Below are 18,676 nucleotides of genomic sequence, written 5' to 3'. Positions count from 1 at the left end.
AATAAAGACGATTTTTTGGAAAATCCTTCTTGAGGCGTAGATGAGGCTACCGCTAGAGCTCCATCCCTTTGTGAAAAAAAAGAACCCGATAAAAATCGAGTCCCACACAATCTGTAAATAATTATTTATGTTTTTCTAAAAAGTTCAAGATAGCCCTGAATACCTTAATTTCATTTTCCTTTTTTGAGAACCCATGTCCTTCATCTTCCAGTACAAGATACTCTACGTCTCGACCCTTTTCTTTTAACGCATCGACTATTTGATCTGACTCTTTTTTGACCACGCGGGGGTCGTTAGCACCTTGAATTATTAGCATTGGCTTTGTCATGGTATCAAGGTAGGTAATAGGGGAATCAATTGTCAGGCGCTCCTTATTTTCAACTGGGTCGCCCACCCATTGTTTCATAATCGGTTTCCAGTGTTCCGGCACAGAATCAATGAAGGAAAACAGATTACTGACACCAAAAATATCAATAACAGCCTTAAAATACTCTGGATGACGACCATGTAGCAATAATGCCATGTATCCACCATAGCTGCCGCCCATCAAAAATATCTTATCTCTGTCTGCAAATCCTTTTTCAATGATCCATTCCAACCCATGTATATTGTCAAGACGAGGTCCATGTCCCCAGTCTCCCTCCACCATTTTCATATAGGCGAGTCCGTAGTTAGAAGATCCACGGAAATTTGGAGCAAAAATACTATATCCTCTATTTACAAGGAATTGAAAATAGGAGCGGAAAAACTTTCGTTCAGAAGACTGTGGACCACCGTGCGGCCAAAGGATCACATGACCATTTGAAACCTCTTCTTTTGCCTTAAAAAATAAAGCTTCAATCTCAAGTCCATCAAAGGATGGATACGAGAGAATTTCAGGTTCACAAAGATCTTCATCCGACACGGCAGGGACACGGTTATTTGTTAAAGGAACCCAACCGTCCTCTTCTTTTTTAAATATGTTTGCTGGTTTTGAAGCATTTTTTCCTAGTAAATAGACCGATTCACTTTTACCGATTACTACTTTCTCAATAATAGACACCGGACTGTTAACTTCATTCAGTTCATTGTTCTCTAAACAATAAGTATAGAGCTTATCTTCCACACCTTTTGCGGAAACAAGATACAACTTATTTCCTGTCTTATCTAAGTACATATCATTGAAATGCATGTCACTATTCGAAACTCTCGTAAACTTCTTCGTCTCCAGATCAAAATGTGCGAGGTAACCAAAATCATCCTCATAGTCCGTTACAAGATAAATAGAGTCTGTCCCAGTAAATACTGCACTGTCCACGGTGTGCTGGTTCTCTGTTTCTGGAGTTAGTTTAGTTGATGTGCCTCCTTGATGTAAATATGCTTGTGTGTACGTATTTGCATAATGTCTTAAGGTGATGAAGCTTTCTTCATCCTCTGAAACGGCTATTAAGTAGGTAGATGCATCTGTCCCTTCGACCAATAACTCCTCTTTTTCTGTATTTAAGTCGTAACAATAACAGTTTAAATATGTTTCGTTTCCTTTGGTGCTTGTATAATAGATTCTGTCGCCGTCTTTAGAAAAACTCGCAGACATATGACGGTGCTCCAGTTCTACTCTAACATCCTGCAATGCACCGCCGCTGCTTGGTAAAGCATAAATTTGCGTCAGTTCATTCCCATCCTGGTCGAAGCTTGCTAATATGTATTTTCCGTTTGGGTCGTACTTTAAGCCATGACAGCTTTGGTTATTAAATGTGAGCGGGTATGGATATTGATTCGGTAAATCCATTGCCCAAACATTATAGTGACCAGTGAGATTTGTACTGTACACTAACTGTTTTTCATCAGGACTTAACGTAAAATCTTCAATATTAAATACTTTAAAGAACTGTTCCACTTCCGGTTTTTTGAACGTAAGCAATTGACTTCCCCCTTTATCTGTTTTCCCTTACTACTTCTTGATTTAAAACAAAAATCCTTTAATTTTTTGAAATTTCGACAAATTATGGTTAACTTCACTTTAACTATGTTATATTGTGGAGTAAAGAAATAGATATAAGGGGTCATATACAATGAATACAAAAGTAAAATATTTAATCCCAATTCTTATTTTGTTGCTATTGGGAACCATTTTTTCTGTATTGTCTTTTAAACATTTTGACAGTTTCTTTGGGAACAATAATCATGAAGAGCTTGTTGTACAACCTGCCAAATTACATCATTCCACGAAGTCATTAAAAGAAGAAAAGGGTTTTCGTACGGAAGCAACCCTTTCCGCTGTAGGAGACTTGCTTATACATAGCACGGTCTATAATGCTGCTAAAACAGGGGAAAACAGCTATAATTTTAATCCAATGCTGGACAAAGTGAAATCTTATCTACTCGAAACCGATATCTCCATTGCAAATCAAGAAACAATCATAGGGGGAACGGAAATAGGGTTATCAAATTATCCTAGTTTTAACAGTCCTTTTGAAGTGGCTGATGCTCTAAAAGAAGCTGGCGTTGATATTGTTAGCATCGCCAACAACCACACATTGGACCGCGGCGAAAAGGCCATCATGAATGCCATTAACCATTATGAAACCATCGGGATGGAATATGTCGGTGGCTATAAGAGCAATGAAGATAAAGCACGATTACGGACCCTGTCCAAAAATGGCATAGAATTCTCCTTCTTGTCTTACACATACGGTACAAACGGTATTCCTGTTCCGGAAAGGAAAGAGTTCTTTGTTAACCTGATTAATCGTGAGGCCATAAAAAAAGACGTGGAAGAAGCCAAACAAAATTCTGATGTCGTCGTAGTAGCCATGCACTGGGGGGTAGAATATATCCTTTATCCAAATTCCGAACAAGAGGAACTTGCAGACTTTCTGGCTGAAATTGGGGTCGACATAGTTATAGGTCATCACCCTCATGTACTTCAACCGATGAAATTCATGGAAAGGCCGGATGGCGGAAAGATGTTTGTTGTCTATTCTTTGGGTAATTTCCTTTCTGGTCAAAAAGATGACTATAAAGATATTGGTGGTATTCTTCAACTCCATGTGGAAAAAACGGTAAATGGTCCAGAGAGCAAAATTGATATTAAAGTAGATAATTTTATCCCTACGTATGTTTCACAGATTAATCCTACTAAATATCATGTGGTTCCCTTAAAGGACGCAGCTTCATTTGGTTTTCCACAGGCAGAAGCTAAGAACGAAGAAATGATGAAGCATATGTATCAGTGGTTACAAGAAGATGAAATAAGAAACTAAATTCTCAAGCACCGGACCAATAATTGGGGTCGGTGCTTTTATTTTGTCTAAAGTTGTTTCATTTGGTTGCATATGTGGAATTCAGGTATAATAAGGATGTAAATACATATTGCGTTCATGCGAAAGCATCATTCCTTTTTTCAAGGCAACGTAATACAATCAAAGAGACAAAAGGAGTTGCTGTTATGAATATTCACATGTCAGAGCAAGCTTTAGAATGGTATAAAAAAGAGCTGCATTTAGAAAAAGGAGATAACATAAAATTCCAAGTGCGCTATGGAGGATGCAGTACAGTCCAAAAGGGATTTTCTTTAGGAATTGTAAAAGAAGAGCCTGATCAAGCTGTTGCTACCACAGAAAAAGACGGCATTACGTTCTTTGTGGAAGAAAAAGATGCTTGGTACTTTGATGGTCATGATCTTCATATTAAATTCGATGAACAATTAAATGAACCTAAATTTGACTACGAATGAACATAAAAAAGAATTAGGGCTATATAAGTCCTAATTCTTTATTTATGCTCGAAGAATCGATGAACCTGTGTCCATTGACCTTCTTTTTTCAAAATCTCCAGCTGGGTATCTCCGATTAAATCAAAATGGGGATATTCTTCTCTTTTATGAATCCATTCTTCCTTCAAGCCATATTGCCGCCCCCAATTGATGAGTTTATTCACATCACAACAACCGGCTTTTGTTACTGTGGTAATGCCATCAAAACGAGGATGAATCCAATAGTGTGTTAGAAAGGCAATCTCCCCTCTTTTTACTTTTTCTTTCCATTCTTGAAGTTCCCCACGTTTGATTCCGAAAGCCATGTTTTACTCTCCTTGTTTTTTAGCGTTTTCGTATGCAGCATGCCACTCCGGGTATTTTTTACGAATGATTATTGGCTTAAAATTATCCTTTTTAACACAAACATGAGAAGAACTTCCCAACAATGCTATTTCTTCTTGTGGTGTAAGAATTTTATAACCATAGACCACTCGAAAGCCATCATATGTTTCAATCCAAGTATGTATTGTAGCAACCTCACCATAACGAAGCGGTTTCTTATATGTAACATTTATATCAATAACAGGCGAAATAACTCCGTCCTGCTCCATTTGTGCGTAGGAAAAGCCTAAGTCTTTAATAAGCTGTGTTCTGCCGAGTTCCATCCAAACCAGGTAATTAGCATGATACACAACCCCCATTTGATCTGTCTCCGCATAACGAACTTCAATCTCTTTTTTAGAAATTAACATTTCTTCTCCCCCATTTACTTAGATGTATTTGATAATGATAACATAAAAGAATATTTTTCCACATGAAAAGAGTGCAAAAAAGACGGGCATAACGCTGCCCGTCCTTTCTTCTTTACTTAAAACCGTTTTCGCGAGCACTCGCTTCGTCTTTAATCTCAGATCTAAAAGCTGCAATGCTTTCTTCGCGACGGTGGTTCTTTGCTTCAATGCGAGCTCTTTCCTCTTCATTGGCAAATTGCATGGAGTCATGTGCTTCCTCAATATTCTCTATTGTGTTCTGCACCATGCTTTGTAGTTTTTCTACATTATCACTGCGATCATCCGGGTTTGCACGATGTTGTTTATTTTGGTCCATAACAAAACGCCTCCCTTTATCGAATGAATGGTACTACAAGCTATATTCTTTACTCTGAAAGCATAAAAAACACTTGAAAAAGTTGGATGTGTTATTCACCCTTTGTTTGCATTACTTGAGCGTGTTTACCTGATGTATCTTGCATTTGTTTGCCTTTATTTCCACCAGCCTCACGTGATTTTGTACCAATATGTGTTGGTTCCATCCGTTTGCTGACTCTTTTTGGATTACTCATAAAAACATCCCTCCTACCTTTACTATCTCAAGGAGGAGGGATTTTCATAACAAGAAATATTTGAAAATTATTCTGCTGCTTTATTTAACATTTTTTCTTCTAAGCGATCTTCAATTTTACGCAGTGCCTCTTCATCTTTTAATAACAGCTGTTTGTTTTCTAGAACAAGTTCTTCAAATGAACGTTTACGTATTCTTCTCATCGTCTCACCTACTTAATTATTATTGTAATAGTATTAATGTCCAAAATACTCTAAAATTATGATAACTTTCTGCGAAATTAATTAGAATTTCATGAAAATTTGAAGAGGTCAGTCTTTAGAAAGTAGTAAGGGAGGATAGTTAGTAGTTATATAACCAAATTCAGAAAATTGAAAACTGGTATAAATGTCCATTTAGCATAGCCGAATATATGTTCTTGTTACTTTAATGTTTTTAAGGTACAATTTAAAGAAAGAATATTTTGAAAAGTGAGGGTTACTGATGAAATCGACAACTTCAACTTATGAAAATTATCAATACAATATGGAGTTTTTCTGTTCATTTTTAACAAAGGACGAAACTGTATTAATCAAACCTATTTCAACAGGCAAGTGGTCAATAAAAGAAATCATCGGACATATTTACTTCTGGGATTTATTTCTTTTGGAAAACATGGTACCTGAAATGAAAGACAACAGCGTTCTTCCTGACTTCCCTGACCATGATACATACAATCAAAAAGCTATTGAATCAATTGAATCCTTTAGAGACTCTCATTCACTTTTAGAGGAATTTGTGATCACAAGGAATAAGTTAATGGACAAAATGGAGAGTTTGGACCAAGAAGTTACCTTCACCATCGGAAAGAATAAGCGCAATTATACTCCCGAATCGTTCCTGCGCATGTTTGTGGAACACGATATGCACCATATGGAACAAATTAAAAGTCTTACTGACTGACTTGGAGGTGAGTCATGAAGAAGAAAGCGTGGATGATTACCGCATGTTTCCTAACCATTCTTTTATGCTTTACCTTTCTCTTTAAAGAGGGGATCATTTGGGACTATTTTGGGATCAATGTGTCTCTTCCTTTTACGAAAACGATAGATATCCCATCCACTTTATCTGACTCAGATCAAAATAGTAATGGTATTCCAGATCAGTTAGACATCGTCTATACTGCAAGAAAAGAAGTAGAGCAGCGTACACCTTATAAAAGTGTGTATTATGACGGTGGATATCCACCAGATACAGAAGGTGTTTGTACGGACGTGGTCTGGCGTGGCTTATTAGGAGCAGCAATAAACTTAAAGGAACTTATGGATCAAGACATTGCTGAAAATACAGGATTGTATCCAAGAGTCGGCGATTCACCTGACCCTAATATTGACTTTAGGCGTGTCCCAAACCAAGCTGTCTTTTTTGAAAGGTATGCAGAATCATTGACCACTGAAGTTAAAAAAGGTGATAGACAAAATTTAGGTCAATGGCAACCTGGTGACATCGTCGTGTTTCTTGGTGGAGATTTTGATCATGTTGGCATCGTTTCTAATAAACGGACAAAAGATGGGATCCCATACATTATTCACAATACGTACCCCTTTGCATCTGAAATTAAGTTAACATCTTTTAAATCGCCAATAACCGGGCATTTTCGCTGGAAATTTTAAAAGAGGTTGCACAGATTTTTCTCTGTACAACCTCTCTCATTAATTCATTTTCGCAACCTGTTCTTCCATTAATTCATATGTCATGGGTCCTAAATGCATGTAGGAAATGACACCCTCTGAATCGATAAAGAAAGTAGAAGGCATAGTCAAGACTTGATAGTGCCTAAAGATATCCTCCTCATCAAGAAGAATTGGAAAAGTATATCCTCCCTCTTGTACATATTTCTTTACTGAATCTATACTCGGCTCGCTAGTAGTCAAATTAACAGCAAGCATCACGACATCCTCATTTTCTGTGTGGAACTTTTGCATTTCTGGCATTTCAGCTCGGCATGGTCCACACCACGTAGCCCAGAAATTCACAATGACTTTTTTTCCTTCATAATCAGAAAGTTGGGCTGTTTTTCCGTCTAATGTACTTAGTTCAAAGTCCATAGCTTTGTCCCCTGCTTGTGTACCAGTAGCCGGATCTTTTTCTCCAAAAACCTGAAAGATAGCATAGCCACTTAATGCTAATAGAAAGGCAATTGCTATTATTTTTTTTACCATCTTTATTCCCACCTTTATAAAATTGCCATTATTCCGTAATAGCTAGAGATGATTATGAAAATACTTGGAATCAGAATAATTACAGAAGTTTTGATATGTATGTTTGATTGATGAAGTTTCCAAAATAAGAAAACTATTGTTACAACCATTGCTAAATAAAATCCCCTAGTCCCCCCTGTTAAAAATAACAGTCCATAAGGATTTGTCCAAATAATGGACGGCCTGAATATAATAATACTGAATTTAAAAATAAGGACCCAAATGAGCAACCCCGTTGTTAAATGATTTTCCACCGTTTTAAAGATTTCTGGTTTCTTTCTAAAGTAGATAGCAATATAAAGATATGCTACCAGACACGAAAAAAGAAGAACCAGGTACGACTTCTTTATTAACAGCGGACCTAATTGAATAGCATCCATTTCTTACTCCTCTACATTGTATTACTATCATTTAATCATACGTAATGATGTAATTTCCATTAACCTATGTCAATTTTATAACATTTAAATCAAAAGAAAAAGCCGACCTCTTTAAGAGACCAGCCCATCTATCATTCATTATGCTTTTAGCTTGTCGCGCAATACCATACGCAGGATACCACCGTGACGGTAGTAGTCGATTTCTACTTCGCTATCGAAACGAACAAGTGCTTCAAATTCTTTTTTGTTACCTTCTTCGTCTGTAGCAGTAACTTTTACAAAGTCACGTGGTTTAACTGTTTCGTCAACAGCTACTTCAAACGTTTCTTTACCAGTCAAGCCAAGTACTTCTGCACTTTCGCCATCTTTGAATTGTAATGGTAGAACTCCCATTAGAACAAGGTTACTGCGGTGGATTCTTTCGAAGCTTTCCGCGATAACTGTTTTAATTCCAAGTAGGTTTGTTCCTTTAGCAGCCCAGTCACGGGAGCTTCCCATACCGTAGTCTTTTCCAGCGATGACCATAAGACCAGTGCCTTCTTCTTTGTACTTCATGCAAGCATCATAAATGCTCATTACATCGCCAGTCGGCCAGTAAGTCGTCCAGCCGCCTTCTGTACCTGGAGCGATTTGGTTACGGATACGGATGTTTGCAAACGTACCACGCATCATTACTTCATGGTTACCACGACGAGAACCATAAGAGTTAAACTCACGAGGAGTAACACCGTTTGCTTGTAGGTATTTACCTGCAGGCGTATCTTTTCCGATGGAACCTGCTGGAGAGATGTGATCTGTTGTTACAGAATCAGCAAACTTTCCAACAACACGTAGACCGGAAAGTGGCTCTACAGTTCCTGCTTCAGCAGTCAACCCTTCAAAGAACGGAGGGTTTTGAATGTATGTGGAATCATTATCCCAAGAATATAACGCCTCATCAGAAGTTTGGATTTCATTCCAGCGCTTGTTGTCATCGAATACATGCTCATACTCTCTGCGGAATAGCTCTGGAGTTACTGTGGATTTAACCACTTCTTTCACTTCTGTCATGGACGGCCAAATATCCTTGAAGAATACATCGTTTCCATCCTTGTCTTTTCCGATGACGTCGTTTTGAAGGTCAACGTCAACATTACCAGCTAATGCATATGCCACAACTAGAGGTGGAGATGCAAGGTAGTTACCTTTTACAAGCGGATGGATACGCCCTTCAAAGTTACGATTACCAGAAAGTACAGAAGTAACGAGCAAGTCGTTTTCTGCTACTGCTTCTTCGATCTCATCTGCTAATGGACCGGAGTTACCGATACATGTCGCACAACCGTAACCTACGATGTTGAAACCTAATTGATCTAGGTATGGTTGAAGTCCAGAGTCGTGTAAGTATCCTGTTACTACCTTAGAACCAGGCGCTAAGGATGTTTTCACGAAGCTTGGTACTTCCAATCCTAATTCCACCGCTTTTTTCGCAACTAAACCAGCAGCGATCAATACGTATGGGTTGGATGTATTTGTACAGGAAGTAATAGATGCAATCGCAATAGATCCTGTTTTCATCGTTGTTTTCTCACCAGAAGCCAATGTCACTTCTACCTCTTTAGCAATGTCAGTAGGAGTTAAACCATAGCCTTGGTTCCCTTGTGGAGCTACTAATGCATTGCGGAAAGTTTCCTGCATCATGGATAGTGGCACAAGGTCTTGTGGACGTTTAGGTCCGGAAAGGTTTGGTTCGATTTCCCCAAGGTCGATATCTACTACATCTGTGTAGATAGGATCAGCGTCAGGGCTGAAGAATAATCCGTTTGCTTTAGAATACGCTTCTACCAATTTAATTTGTTCTTCGCTGCGTCCAGTTAAACGCATGTAATCAAGAGACTCTTCATCAACTGGGAAGAATCCACAAGTTGCTCCGTATTCAGGTGCCATGTTTGCAATCGTTGCACGGTCAGCTAACGGCAATTCAGATACACCAGGTCCGAAGAACTCAACGAATTTACCAACCACACCATGTTTACGTAATACTTGTGTTACTTTTAATGCTAAGTCAGTTGCAGTTGTTCCGTTAGGTAGTGCACCTGTCAATTTAACCCCAACAACTTCAGGAACTGGGAAGTATGAAGGTTGGCCAAGCATTCCTGCTTCTGCTTCGATTCCACCTACACCCCATCCAAGAACACCGATACCATTGATCATCGTTGTATGAGAGTCAGTACCAACAAGCGTGTCAGGGAAGGCAACATATTCGCCATTCTCTTCTACTGCGTGGACAACATTTGCTAAATACTCAAGGTTAACTTGGTGAACGATACCAGTTGCTGGTGGAACTGCACGGTAGTTGTCAAACGATTTCTTCGCCCAGCTAAGAAACTTGTAACGCTCTGCATTACGTTCGAACTCAAGCTTCATGTTGAAGTCTAAAGAGTCAGCCGTACCAGCTTTATCCACCTGTACAGAGTGGTCAATGACAAGATCAACCGGAATTTCAGGGTTGATTTTCTGAGGATCTCCACCAACGTCAGCCATTGCTTTACGTAAAGACGCAAGGTCAACTACAGCTGGAACTCCTGTGAAATCTTGAAGAATAACACGGGAAGGCTTGAATGGTACATCCACGTCCTTCTGCTCGTCTGTTCCCCATTTTGCTAAGTTTTCAACGTGCTCTTTCGTGATAACACGGCCGTCTACTTGGCGTAGAACGGACTCTAATAATACTTTAATGGAGTATGGTAAGCGTGATACGTTACCAATGTTTGCTTTTTCAAGCGCTTGCAAAGAATAGTAATGATACGTTTTGCCGTTTACATCAAAAGAAGTGCGGGCATTAAAAACATCTTGCTTCGTCATATGTATTACCCCCTGCTACTCATAGTTTAATAGGACCTCGCTATGAACAATTAATAGGCATTGAAAAACAAGCTTTCTTTGTTGCAGAAAGCGTTTGCGAATGTTTTTCTTTGAGACAAATTTCGAGTTGTTTCTCCCACCGAATAGTCCTTACAATATTATCTTAATACAACATTTCTCATAAGTAAATATCAATAAAGTTATCAAATCACATAAGTTACCCTTATCTTTCATAATATTCCACCAATACATGACGTTCAAACCTCAGGAGAAACTATAATTGGAGGTGAGGCAAAGTGGCAAAAAGAAAATCGAACCATGTCATCGAAGGAATGAACAGTGCTAGCGGACAGGGAAAAGGTGCCGGGTACAATGAGGAACTTTCCAATGAGCCTTTGACAGAAGCACAAAAGCAGAATAATAAAAAACGTAAGAAGAATCAGTAATAGTAGTACTTATTGTTGTGAAATCAACTCCGATTGGTGGGGTTGATTTTTTGTATTTGTTACTTGCTGGTCTCACTACGTCAGTATGAGGTAAATAGTAGTTGCAAAATACAAATGTCCGAAGTTTTTGGATATTTGACCGAAGTTCCGAAGATTCTGCCAAGTTGTCCAAAGTTTTTCGAAAAGTGACCGAACCAAATTTCTAATTGGCCGAACACCCCGCAAAAAATGTCCAAACTACCCCTATTAATTGTCCGAACTTCTCGAAATTTCATCGTTTTTTGACCGAAGATAGAACAAAAGTGACCGAACCATTTCTAACACCAAAAAAGCCAGACGTTTTTCGCCCATTACAAGCATTTTCTCCTCAATTCCAAACAAAAGACCATCAATATCCTATCCGTATGAACAACCACTCCACAACAACACCAAAAAAACCAACCTAAAACCCAAACTATCGGGCGAAGGTTGGCCTAAATATACCCACAAACAAACAGTCTTTTACTCCAACGTATTCCCTTCTCCTTGCTGTATCAGACGTTGCAGATCCGCCTGAAATTGCATGAGTTGCGGGCGTTGTGTTTCAGATGCTACCTCAAGGGCATTGTTAATCTGTTCCATGGCTTCGTTTACTTCATTTTCTAATCGTTTGAAATCATGGCCATAGTTTGGATCATTGCGGACAATTGCTTCGTATACATCTCTTGCCTGTTCTGTTCCTTGTTGCGCTGCTTGGAAAGCTTGCTGTTTATCTTTATGATATGGCATATCTATTCGCTCCTTTAGGTCAATGTAAGTAATAGCTCTACCTATACTGCCCATTTAAAAGAAAAATATACCTCAGACAGTGAAGCATAAACCTGACCATTTTTCAAAAACTATAAGCAAAGGAGGAGATAAACAATGAACAAAAACAGTCATAAAGATATGGTCAGAAACCAACCTAAAGACAATCAATCAGGCCAGCCCGCACCTTTAAGCGGATCTCATAAAGTGAAAAACCGTCAGCATACACGCCAAAAACATAATTCTAGCCACGATATGTAAGCTCTATTTCACGAAAAGCTTTTGCAAGCTTAGGTATCTCCCCATGTGAAATAGTTCGGAAATCCAGAACCACTTGTTGTTCTTGGACACGAACAATTACACTTGGGGTACCTTTTCTTAATTCGTCTGCTAGAGCCTGCGCAGAAAGGGCCTCCGAGTTAACCTTGACTGCAATCGATGGAAGTGACACTTCTGGCATAGTCCCCCCGCCTACCATTGATTCGACATCATAAATATCCCATATAAATAATTCCAATTCTTTCACGGAATCCAGGAAAATCATGGCCTTTTCGCGAACTTCTTCTGGAGTGAGAAGCATATCTCTCACAACAGGAATACTCTCAGCTTTGTTATTAGCGTATGCCTGCATTGTCGCTTCTAAAGCAGCAAAGCTCATCTTATCCACCCTTAACACCCGTGCTAATTGATGGCTTTTGAGTTGATCAATAAGTTTCTTCTTGCCGGCAATAATTCCTACTTGAGGACCGCCTAATAGCTTATCACCACTAAAGGATACAAGATCCACTCCGGTCTGCAGCACCTTTTTCACGACAGGTTCTTCTCCGATTCCATTTACCGAGAAATCAAAAAGCACACCGCTTCCTAAGTCTTCATAGACGATTAAGTCTTCATGCCGTTGTTTTAACCCGACAAGCTCCTCTGTTGAAACAGATTGGGTAAATCCAATGATTTTGAAATTGCTGGTATGTACTTTTAATACCATCGAGGTCTCGTCACTCAAAGCTTGTTCATAGTCCTTTAAATGGGTTTTATTTGTGGTACCTACTTCTACAAGTTTGGCACCACTCTCTTCCATAATAGAACTAATCCGAAAAGAACCTCCAATTTCCACTAGTTGGCCTCTTGAAACAATCACTTCTTTTCCTTTACCAAAAGCATGAAGAATTATGAATACAGCTGCTGCGTTATTGTTCACCACAATTGCCGCTTCTGCCCCTGTTACGTCTTTTATTAACTCCTCCACAAGATTGTGCCTAGAGCCCCGCTTCCCAGTATTTATATCCAACTCAAGATTGGAATAGTTCTCCGCAACTTCTATCACCCGGTTTATTGCCTCTCTGCTTAACCTTGCACGTCCTAAATTAGTGTGTAGGATGGTACCTGTCGCATTGATAACAGGATGAAGGCTAGGTTTACATTTTGATTTCAGTATCTCTTCTATTTCATCCCAAATGAAACAAGTAAGTGTTTTATCCGTTAGCATACCACGTTTAACTTTCTCTCTTACCCCATCTAAAGCCTGTCTAAGTACTGAAGTAAGCACAGTTTCATCTAGATTGTACTTTTTACCTAGTAGGATAAATGTATGTTGGTTTTTCAATTCATGAACTGAAGGGATATTTCGTAAAATGTCATTCATATTTTTCACCTTTTTCATTGAATCATTTAACTATTATACCTTACGGAAAACGTAAAAGAGAAGGGTTGCCCCTTCCCTCTTACTTGTTCTCCAATTGTGCAATAATGTCTTCCGCTTTCGGGAACACACCTGTTTCTTTTTTGGAATAAATGTTTTCTCCATTTACCGATACTTCAAATTTTCCACCGGAGCTAGGTATTAGTTCCATGGACGAGATATCAGTTCGGAAATGAGTGAATAACGATTCCGCGAAACTCGCGGCTTTTGGCGCGTAGTTTCACTGCATGCAAAATTCGATTGAAACCTTGAAATTGCTCATGATTTTTCCTCCTATGCAAGTTTTCACTACGATGACCAAGATATTCCTTCTTAGTCACTAGTACTATCATAGTACATCTACTATCTTTTCGCAAAATTCAATTCTTTATCACTGGATAAGTGTGAAAAGAAGGAATATACTTTAATGTAGACAGGAGGTGGGTTTTATGACGGAACACGAAAAAGTTCGTTTAACATCACTATCGACTAAAGCTGGCTGAGGATGCAAACTTGGTCCTAGTGACCTCGCGCAAGTTTTGCGTGACTTACCTTCAAATAACTATGATCCCAATTTATTGGTTGGCTTTAGCACTTCTGATGATGCTGGCGTTTATAAAATTACTGATGAAATTGCTATGATTCAAACACTTGATTATTTCACACCGGTTGTGGATGATCCTTATATGTTTGGACAGATTGCTGCTGCCAATGCATTGAGTGATGTTTATGCCATGGGAGGCACTCCAAAAACAGCTTTAAATATTGTCGGATATCCCATTAAGAAATTGGGTCCAGATATTCTTCATGCTATCCTTTCAGGTGCATTAGACAAAGTGAAGGAAGCTGGTGCAGTCATTGTTGGTGGACATTCCATTGATGATCAGGAGCCAAAATTCGGCTTATCCGTAACAGGTTTTGCCCATCCAGACCAGATATGGAAAAATACAGGCGCACGCCCGGGGGATGCACTAGTATTGACAAAACCAATAGGAGTAGGGATTATTACTACTGCTATCAAAAGGGAAAAGGCAACGGATGCACAAATTACTCTTGTAACAGAGACCATGGCCTCCCTAAACAAACGTGCAGCTGAAACGTTGAACGAATTCAGCCCAAATGCCGTGACAGACGTTACAGGCTTTGGCCTTTTAGGTCATGCTAGTGAGATTGCTCGAGGAAGCGGCGTAAGCTTACATATCGACCTGAAAAAGGTGCCTGTGTTGACTGGGACATATGAGTTGGCAGAAGATGGTGTCATACCAGGAGGATCTAAATCCAACCACCAATGGATAAATAACGATGTCTACTATCATGATTCCGTCACTCTCCATGAGCAACTTGTATTGTGTGATGCCATCACATCAGGAGGCTTACTTGTAAGCATGCCAGTATCTCAAGCGAATCAATATGTAAGTAAGCTGAAAGAGCAAGATGTGTGTGCTACAATTATTGGATCCGTTTCAGAAAAAAACGAAAAATCTATATATGTTAACAAAAGCGGAGCTAACTGAATACTTCAGTAGCTCCGTTACCCATTATATCCAATACCGAACAGAATCTTCTCTTTTCGTGATCTGCAAAGAATCTAATAACTCCATAAATGGAATTAAATATTTGCGCGACAATCCGAGGTTTTCTTTTACCCCGCTCAGCTCTACTTTTTCCGGATAGATCTTCTTTAATATCGATATAGAATTGTCTACATGTTGCACACTAACTAGATGCTTGTCATCCAGCGCATACATCCTGGTCTGCTTGATGAGGTAGTGTTGGAGTTCACGCAGCTCTTTTTCAGGAAGTCCAGCCTCACGTCCATATTCCGTATATGGCTGAGGAGTAAGACCGTCTCTTTCCAAACGCGTCACAACCTGTTCCATCCTTTTTTTCCAAGAAGGTGGGAAGTGAGGTTTAAAGTCCGCATCAAACAACAAACTTTCTTGTCGCATTACCTTCCGTTCATCTTGAAGTGATTGAAGAACATATTCTACTAGATCTTTAGGCGCCAATTTTGAAAAATGGGAAAGTATTTCCGCTTTTGCCACTCCTGCTTTTAAAGGGTTGCATTGATGAAAATCACGGATATAGTTTAGTACTTGTTCTAAAGTAGTTTTTACATCCTCTAGACCCGAAAAGTAATAATCTGTAATTTGGATTAGTTTATCGGCTTCTATTAAAGCCTCTAACTCCATTTTACTTAAGCCGGTTTCTTTTTGTAGTACATTAATGTCTAACAACTTATTTTTACTTAGTGCTTGGTAGACTCTTTCTTCCGGACTTCCTTCTTTCACTTTTTGAAGAATTCGTAACGTGTTTTGGCCAAATTTATATTTGGAGCCTTTTGTTTGTATAACCCAACCACCGCCGACTGTTTCAACTGGAGTTGGTCTTCTAATGATTAACTTGTCTCCTCTTTTGGCTGTCACTGCTTCCTCTAAACGCAACTGGCACAAAACTTCTTCCCTTGAGTCTTGAATTTCATTTCGATCAAAAAAAATAATTTTCCCCATTACTTCTGCTGTTCCAATATGTACTTTTATTACGCTTCTTTGCTTAATTGGATATTGAAGCTTCTTAATAAATGTTAAACTTACATCAATGGTATCTGTTGGTTCATAAGTTTGTGAATGAACAAGCACATCTCCTCGATTGATAGCTTCAGCACTTATATTAGGTAGGTTCACTGCAACACGCTGACCAGCCCTTGCTAATTCAACCATTTTACTGTGCACTTGTAGCTGCCTTGCTTTTATAGGCACTCCTGAAGGAAGAATTTGAAGCTCGTCATCTGTGCGTATCCACCCTTCCATAATCGTTCCCCGGACAACCGTCCCTTGTCCTTTAATCGTAAATACCTGATCAATCGGCAAACGGAACTCTCCACTTTCCTGCTTGACTGTTATGTTCTTTACTTGATCTAAAATCGTGACCTTCAACTCATCGATGCCTATATTTTTTGTACTGTCTATAAAGACAACTGGCGCATGTTGAAATACGGAACCCTCTAACTCGTCCTTGATTTCTTCTTTAACAAGCTCCAGAAATTCTTCTTCCACTCTATCTTTTTTGGTTATAGCGATAATTCCTTTTTGAATCTGCAGGAATTTAACAATTTCCAAATGTTCTCTCGTTTGTGGCATAACGCCTTCATCAGCTGCGACAACCAATATGACTAGGTCGATTCCAGAAACCCCTGCAATCATCTGCCGAACGAATCGTTCATGCCCCGGCACATCAATAATTGATAATAGGGAGCCATCAGCCATCTTTAGAGGCGCATACCCGAGTTCAATGGATATTTGCCTCTCCTTTTCTTCTTTGAGCCTATCCGTATCCACACCGGTCAGAGCTTTCGTCAGCGTAGTCTTGCCGTGATCAATATGTCCTGCCATCCCAATTGTATAGTGCTTATCAGTCAAAATCCTCACCTATTTCATCATTTATTTCTACGTTTTTCTTGCCACACACATTAACGACACTAATCTTCGTAAAAGTTTTGATGCATTGCCCAAGATTTCCTGATCCCGAACCTGTTACACCTGTTTCCTCCGCTATTGGACAAGCTTTAAAGATATTCCCAAAGTTTACAACCCCACCATTTACATTCTTTATCACTACTTTATTTATACAACAACCCATCTACGCCACCCCTTTTTGATAGCGTATGACAGCATGTTTATGCTTGTATAGGTGGACGTCCTATTTTTTATAGTGTTGTTTCAAGTATTGTTGCCACTCTTCTTCCGTCCAGGATGTATGCTTGTATTCTTGCAAAAAGCCTTTTTTCCATTGTCTTTTAATATTTGCTACCTCATTCGCCTGGATGCTGCTTTGATTGAGCGCTTTAGCACGGATATCGTCCCAGTCAGGTTTTCGATCTTCAGGGGGCCGTGAAAGAAACGGGTCGAAAATCAGTTTTATGGCTAAAAGTAATAAAATGAAACAAAGGGTAACCTTCACAAAAGTATGTATCGGGATAAAAAGAATGATTAGAGCGCACAAAACTAAAATTGTCCATATTTTCCCGCTCAAATTCTTCATTATCTTTCTATTAACCTGACTACTGTTCTGCACTTGAGTTTCGTATTTATTTTCTATTTCACAATCCACACAATACACTTCAATTTCTTGCGTGTCTCTATGATAACGCTCAACGAGAGCTTTTTTATGCTTTGTACAATACTGGTCCAAATTGTTCCTCCATTAAAACCGTCTTTGTTTATGATTATACCAATCAATTGGACAAACTTGAAATATTGTACTGGTATATGCAAAAGAAGCGTAACGAATGGTCGCTACGCTTCTTCCTTCTTGCTTTTCCATTATGTAGGATGGCAAGATCTCATTATTTAAATGTTAAAAATTAAGTTTTATTGGATTAACTAATGCAGGTAAGGTCTCTGTTGAATCAGAAACATTCACTTCGATTACTTTAAAATCAGTTGCATATGTCTCTCCTTTATAATCTGCAAATACCATTTGATCATTTATAATTAATTCCTTCAATTGTCATACTCCCTTTCAAAATTTTTATCACACAATGGAAAGTATATGCGCTTTGTTAAGAATTGTGACAGGGAGGTGTAAAAATAGGTTGGGGCGGGTTTAAGGCGAGGATACCGATGGAAGGAGTTGGCTCTTATAAATGGTATGAAAATGGACAAGGGTTTTTTTAATGCAAATATCCCTGTTTTTTGTTGTGAATTTTTGGTTCGGTCACTTTTCTCAATAGTTCGGTCAATTTTGCTGCCTTAAAGTGGTTGGTTCGGACAATTCAATACCCTTGTTCGGTCAAAAAATTCTCGCCTTCAGTCATATGAAAATTTCGTTCGGCCAAATTTATGAAATCTTCGGTCAATTCCCGAAAAACTTCGGTCAACTTTCCAAAAACTTCGGTCAAATCTGTTAAATCTTCGGACATTTCCAAATCTCAGACGAAAATTAATAAGTTCTTTTTAGGGTTGTTCCATTGAAAAAGAGCATATGTTAAATAATAACAAATGCGTCTAAGGGGGAGAATGATTGGAGACGTTCGGCAGAGGATGTTTGTATATCATTATTGGAATAGGAGTTTTACTCCTTTTAGCTATTGTGACACAGAGTCACATTAACATCCCAATCTTTATCGCAATCCCACTAGTCATTTTGGCTTTTTATGTCGCCAAAAAGAAATCAGATGAGAAAAACAGATAACCAAGCATGATGCACTTTACATGCTTGGTTTT

Annotated in this window: 23 protein-coding genes and 1 pseudogene; 8 read left to right on the top strand and 16 right to left on the bottom strand. The window is 38.9% G+C overall.

Annotated elements, in window-relative coordinates; genetic code table 11:
- Positions 1-121: 121 nt before the first annotated feature.
- Positions 122-1,900: a S9 family peptidase gene (locus AAV98_RS00685; RefSeq protein WP_060663634.1), complete on the bottom strand. Its 1,779-nt coding sequence runs from the start codon at positions 1,898-1,900 to the stop codon at positions 122-124.
- A gap of 151 nt (positions 1,901-2,051) precedes the next feature.
- Here AAV98_RS00685 and AAV98_RS00680 point away from each other — a divergent pair, with 151 nt between their 5' ends.
- Positions 2,052-3,242: a CapA family protein gene (locus tag AAV98_RS00680; protein ID WP_060663633.1), complete on the top strand. Its 1,191-nt coding sequence runs from the start codon at positions 2,052-2,054 to the stop codon at positions 3,240-3,242.
- 185 nt (positions 3,243-3,427) lie between these two features.
- Positions 3,428-3,715 carry a HesB/YadR/YfhF family protein gene (locus tag AAV98_RS00675; RefSeq protein WP_060663632.1) on the top strand — a complete coding sequence of 96 codons (288 nt, stop codon included), beginning with the start codon at positions 3,428-3,430 and terminating at the stop codon, positions 3,713-3,715.
- Positions 3,716-3,753: 38 nt separating this feature from the next.
- On the opposite strand, the gene AAV98_RS00670 is transcribed toward AAV98_RS00675, so the two are convergent.
- The 5 genes from AAV98_RS00670 to AAV98_RS19765 all read right to left on the bottom strand — a co-directional run bounded on the left by AAV98_RS00670 (position 3,754) and on the right by AAV98_RS19765 (position 5,280).
- Complete coding sequence (locus AAV98_RS00670; protein ID WP_060663631.1) at positions 3,754-4,059, bottom strand: hypothetical protein; 306 nt, start codon at positions 4,057-4,059, stop codon at positions 3,754-3,756.
- Positions 4,060-4,062: 3 nt separating this feature from the next.
- On the bottom strand, positions 4,063-4,488 hold the full coding sequence (locus tag AAV98_RS00665; RefSeq protein ID WP_060663630.1) for an acyl-CoA thioesterase: 426 nt from the start codon (positions 4,486-4,488) through the stop codon (positions 4,063-4,065).
- A gap of 112 nt (positions 4,489-4,600) precedes the next feature.
- Positions 4,601-4,843 (bottom strand): small acid-soluble spore protein Tlp, encoded by a 243-nt coding sequence (gene tlp, locus AAV98_RS00660; RefSeq protein ID WP_060663629.1) that lies wholly within the window; start codon positions 4,841-4,843, stop codon positions 4,601-4,603.
- A gap of 91 nt (positions 4,844-4,934) precedes the next feature.
- A complete protein-coding gene (locus AAV98_RS00655) occupies positions 4,935-5,078 on the bottom strand; it encodes an acid-soluble spore protein N (protein ID WP_060663628.1) in 144 nt (47 codons plus the stop codon).
- A gap of 67 nt (positions 5,079-5,145) precedes the next feature.
- Positions 5,146-5,280, bottom strand: a complete 135-nt coding sequence (locus AAV98_RS19765) for an FbpB family small basic protein (protein ID WP_082153446.1) — start codon at positions 5,278-5,280, stop codon at positions 5,146-5,148.
- A 280-nt stretch (positions 5,281-5,560) separates the two neighbouring features.
- On the opposite strand from AAV98_RS19765, the gene AAV98_RS00650 reads away from it, so the two are divergent.
- The gene (locus AAV98_RS00650) at positions 5,561-6,019 is read left to right on the top strand and encodes a DinB family protein (RefSeq protein WP_060663627.1); all 459 of its coding nucleotides are present in this window, start codon (positions 5,561-5,563) and stop codon (positions 6,017-6,019) included.
- Between the two features lie 14 nt (positions 6,020-6,033).
- Positions 6,034-6,729, top strand: coding sequence for a DUF1287 domain-containing protein (locus AAV98_RS00645; protein ID WP_060663626.1), 696 nt, complete (start codon positions 6,034-6,036; stop codon positions 6,727-6,729).
- Between the two features lie 39 nt (positions 6,730-6,768).
- Here AAV98_RS00645 and AAV98_RS00640 read toward each other — a convergent pair whose 3' ends face one another.
- The 3 genes from AAV98_RS00640 to acnA all read right to left on the bottom strand — a co-directional run bounded on the left by AAV98_RS00640 (position 6,769) and on the right by acnA (position 10,541).
- Positions 6,769-7,278, bottom strand: a complete 510-nt coding sequence (locus AAV98_RS00640; protein ID WP_060663625.1) for a TlpA family protein disulfide reductase — start codon at positions 7,276-7,278, stop codon at positions 6,769-6,771.
- A gap of 14 nt (positions 7,279-7,292) precedes the next feature.
- Positions 7,293-7,697: a hypothetical protein gene (locus AAV98_RS00635; protein ID WP_060663624.1), complete on the bottom strand. Its 405-nt coding sequence runs from the start codon at positions 7,695-7,697 to the stop codon at positions 7,293-7,295.
- A 138-nt stretch (positions 7,698-7,835) separates the two neighbouring features.
- Complete coding sequence (gene acnA, locus AAV98_RS00630; protein WP_060663623.1) at positions 7,836-10,541, bottom strand: aconitate hydratase AcnA; 2,706 nt, start codon at positions 10,539-10,541, stop codon at positions 7,836-7,838.
- Between the two features lie 296 nt (positions 10,542-10,837).
- On the opposite strand from acnA, the gene sspO reads away from it, so the two are divergent.
- A complete protein-coding gene (sspO, locus tag AAV98_RS00625) occupies positions 10,838-10,987 on the top strand; it encodes a small acid-soluble spore protein O (RefSeq protein ID WP_010193533.1) in 150 nt (49 codons plus the stop codon).
- 501 nt (positions 10,988-11,488) lie between these two features.
- Here sspO and AAV98_RS00620 read toward each other — a convergent pair.
- The gene (locus AAV98_RS00620; protein WP_060663622.1) at positions 11,489-11,755 is read right to left on the bottom strand and encodes a hypothetical protein; all 267 of its coding nucleotides are present in this window, start codon (positions 11,753-11,755) and stop codon (positions 11,489-11,491) included.
- A 135-nt stretch (positions 11,756-11,890) separates the two neighbouring features.
- Between AAV98_RS00620 and AAV98_RS00615 the strand changes: the two genes are divergently transcribed.
- A complete protein-coding gene (locus tag AAV98_RS00615) occupies positions 11,891-12,034 on the top strand; it encodes a small acid-soluble spore protein P (RefSeq protein ID WP_010193529.1) in 144 nt (47 codons plus the stop codon).
- Here AAV98_RS00615 and selA read toward each other — a convergent pair.
- Entirely contained in the window at positions 12,018-13,415 is a 1,398-nt protein-coding gene (gene selA, locus AAV98_RS00610) for an L-seryl-tRNA(Sec) selenium transferase (protein ID WP_060663621.1), read from the bottom strand. The genes AAV98_RS00615 and selA overlap by 17 nt on opposite strands.
- Positions 13,416-13,494: 79 nt before the next feature.
- Positions 13,495-13,680, bottom strand: a pseudogene (locus tag AAV98_RS19760) (Rdx family protein); the annotation flags it as partial.
- Between the two features lie 220 nt (positions 13,681-13,900).
- On the opposite strand from AAV98_RS19760, the gene selD reads away from it, so the two are divergent.
- A complete protein-coding gene (gene selD / locus AAV98_RS00605; protein ID WP_082380706.1) occupies positions 13,901-14,965 on the top strand; it encodes a selenide, water dikinase SelD in 1,065 nt (354 codons plus the stop codon).
- A 24-nt stretch (positions 14,966-14,989) separates the two neighbouring features.
- Here the strand turns inward: selD and selB are convergent, their stop codons facing one another.
- The 4 genes from selB to AAV98_RS20115 all read right to left on the bottom strand — a co-directional run bounded on the left by selB (position 14,990) and on the right by AAV98_RS20115 (position 17,957).
- Positions 14,990-16,879, bottom strand: a complete 1,890-nt coding sequence (gene selB, locus AAV98_RS00600; protein WP_331456862.1) for a selenocysteine-specific translation elongation factor — start codon at positions 16,877-16,879, stop codon at positions 14,990-14,992.
- Positions 16,863-17,090, bottom strand: coding sequence for a spore germination protein (locus tag AAV98_RS00595; RefSeq protein ID WP_060663619.1), 228 nt, complete (start codon positions 17,088-17,090; stop codon positions 16,863-16,865). Before AAV98_RS00595 ends, selB begins: the two co-directional genes overlap by 17 nt.
- 60 nt (positions 17,091-17,150) lie before the next feature.
- Positions 17,151-17,642: a hypothetical protein gene (locus AAV98_RS00590; protein ID WP_060663618.1), complete on the bottom strand. Its 492-nt coding sequence runs from the start codon at positions 17,640-17,642 to the stop codon at positions 17,151-17,153.
- A 165-nt stretch (positions 17,643-17,807) separates the two neighbouring features.
- Positions 17,808-17,957, bottom strand: coding sequence for a hypothetical protein (locus AAV98_RS20115; protein WP_156317544.1), 150 nt, complete (start codon positions 17,955-17,957; stop codon positions 17,808-17,810).
- Between the two features lie 516 nt (positions 17,958-18,473).
- On the opposite strand from AAV98_RS20115, the gene AAV98_RS20450 reads away from it, so the two are divergent.
- On the top strand, positions 18,474-18,644 hold the full coding sequence (locus tag AAV98_RS20450) for a hypothetical protein (protein ID WP_197284191.1): 171 nt from the start codon (positions 18,474-18,476) through the stop codon (positions 18,642-18,644).
- Positions 18,645-18,676 lie beyond the last annotated feature (32 nt).

Origin of the sequence: Bacillus sp. CHD6a (assembly GCF_001293645.1) — a bacterium.
In the GTDB taxonomy this organism is placed as follows: Bacteria; Bacillota; Bacilli; order Bacillales; family Bacillaceae_I; genus Sutcliffiella_A.
This window is presented reverse-complemented; position numbering and strand designations above follow the sequence as displayed.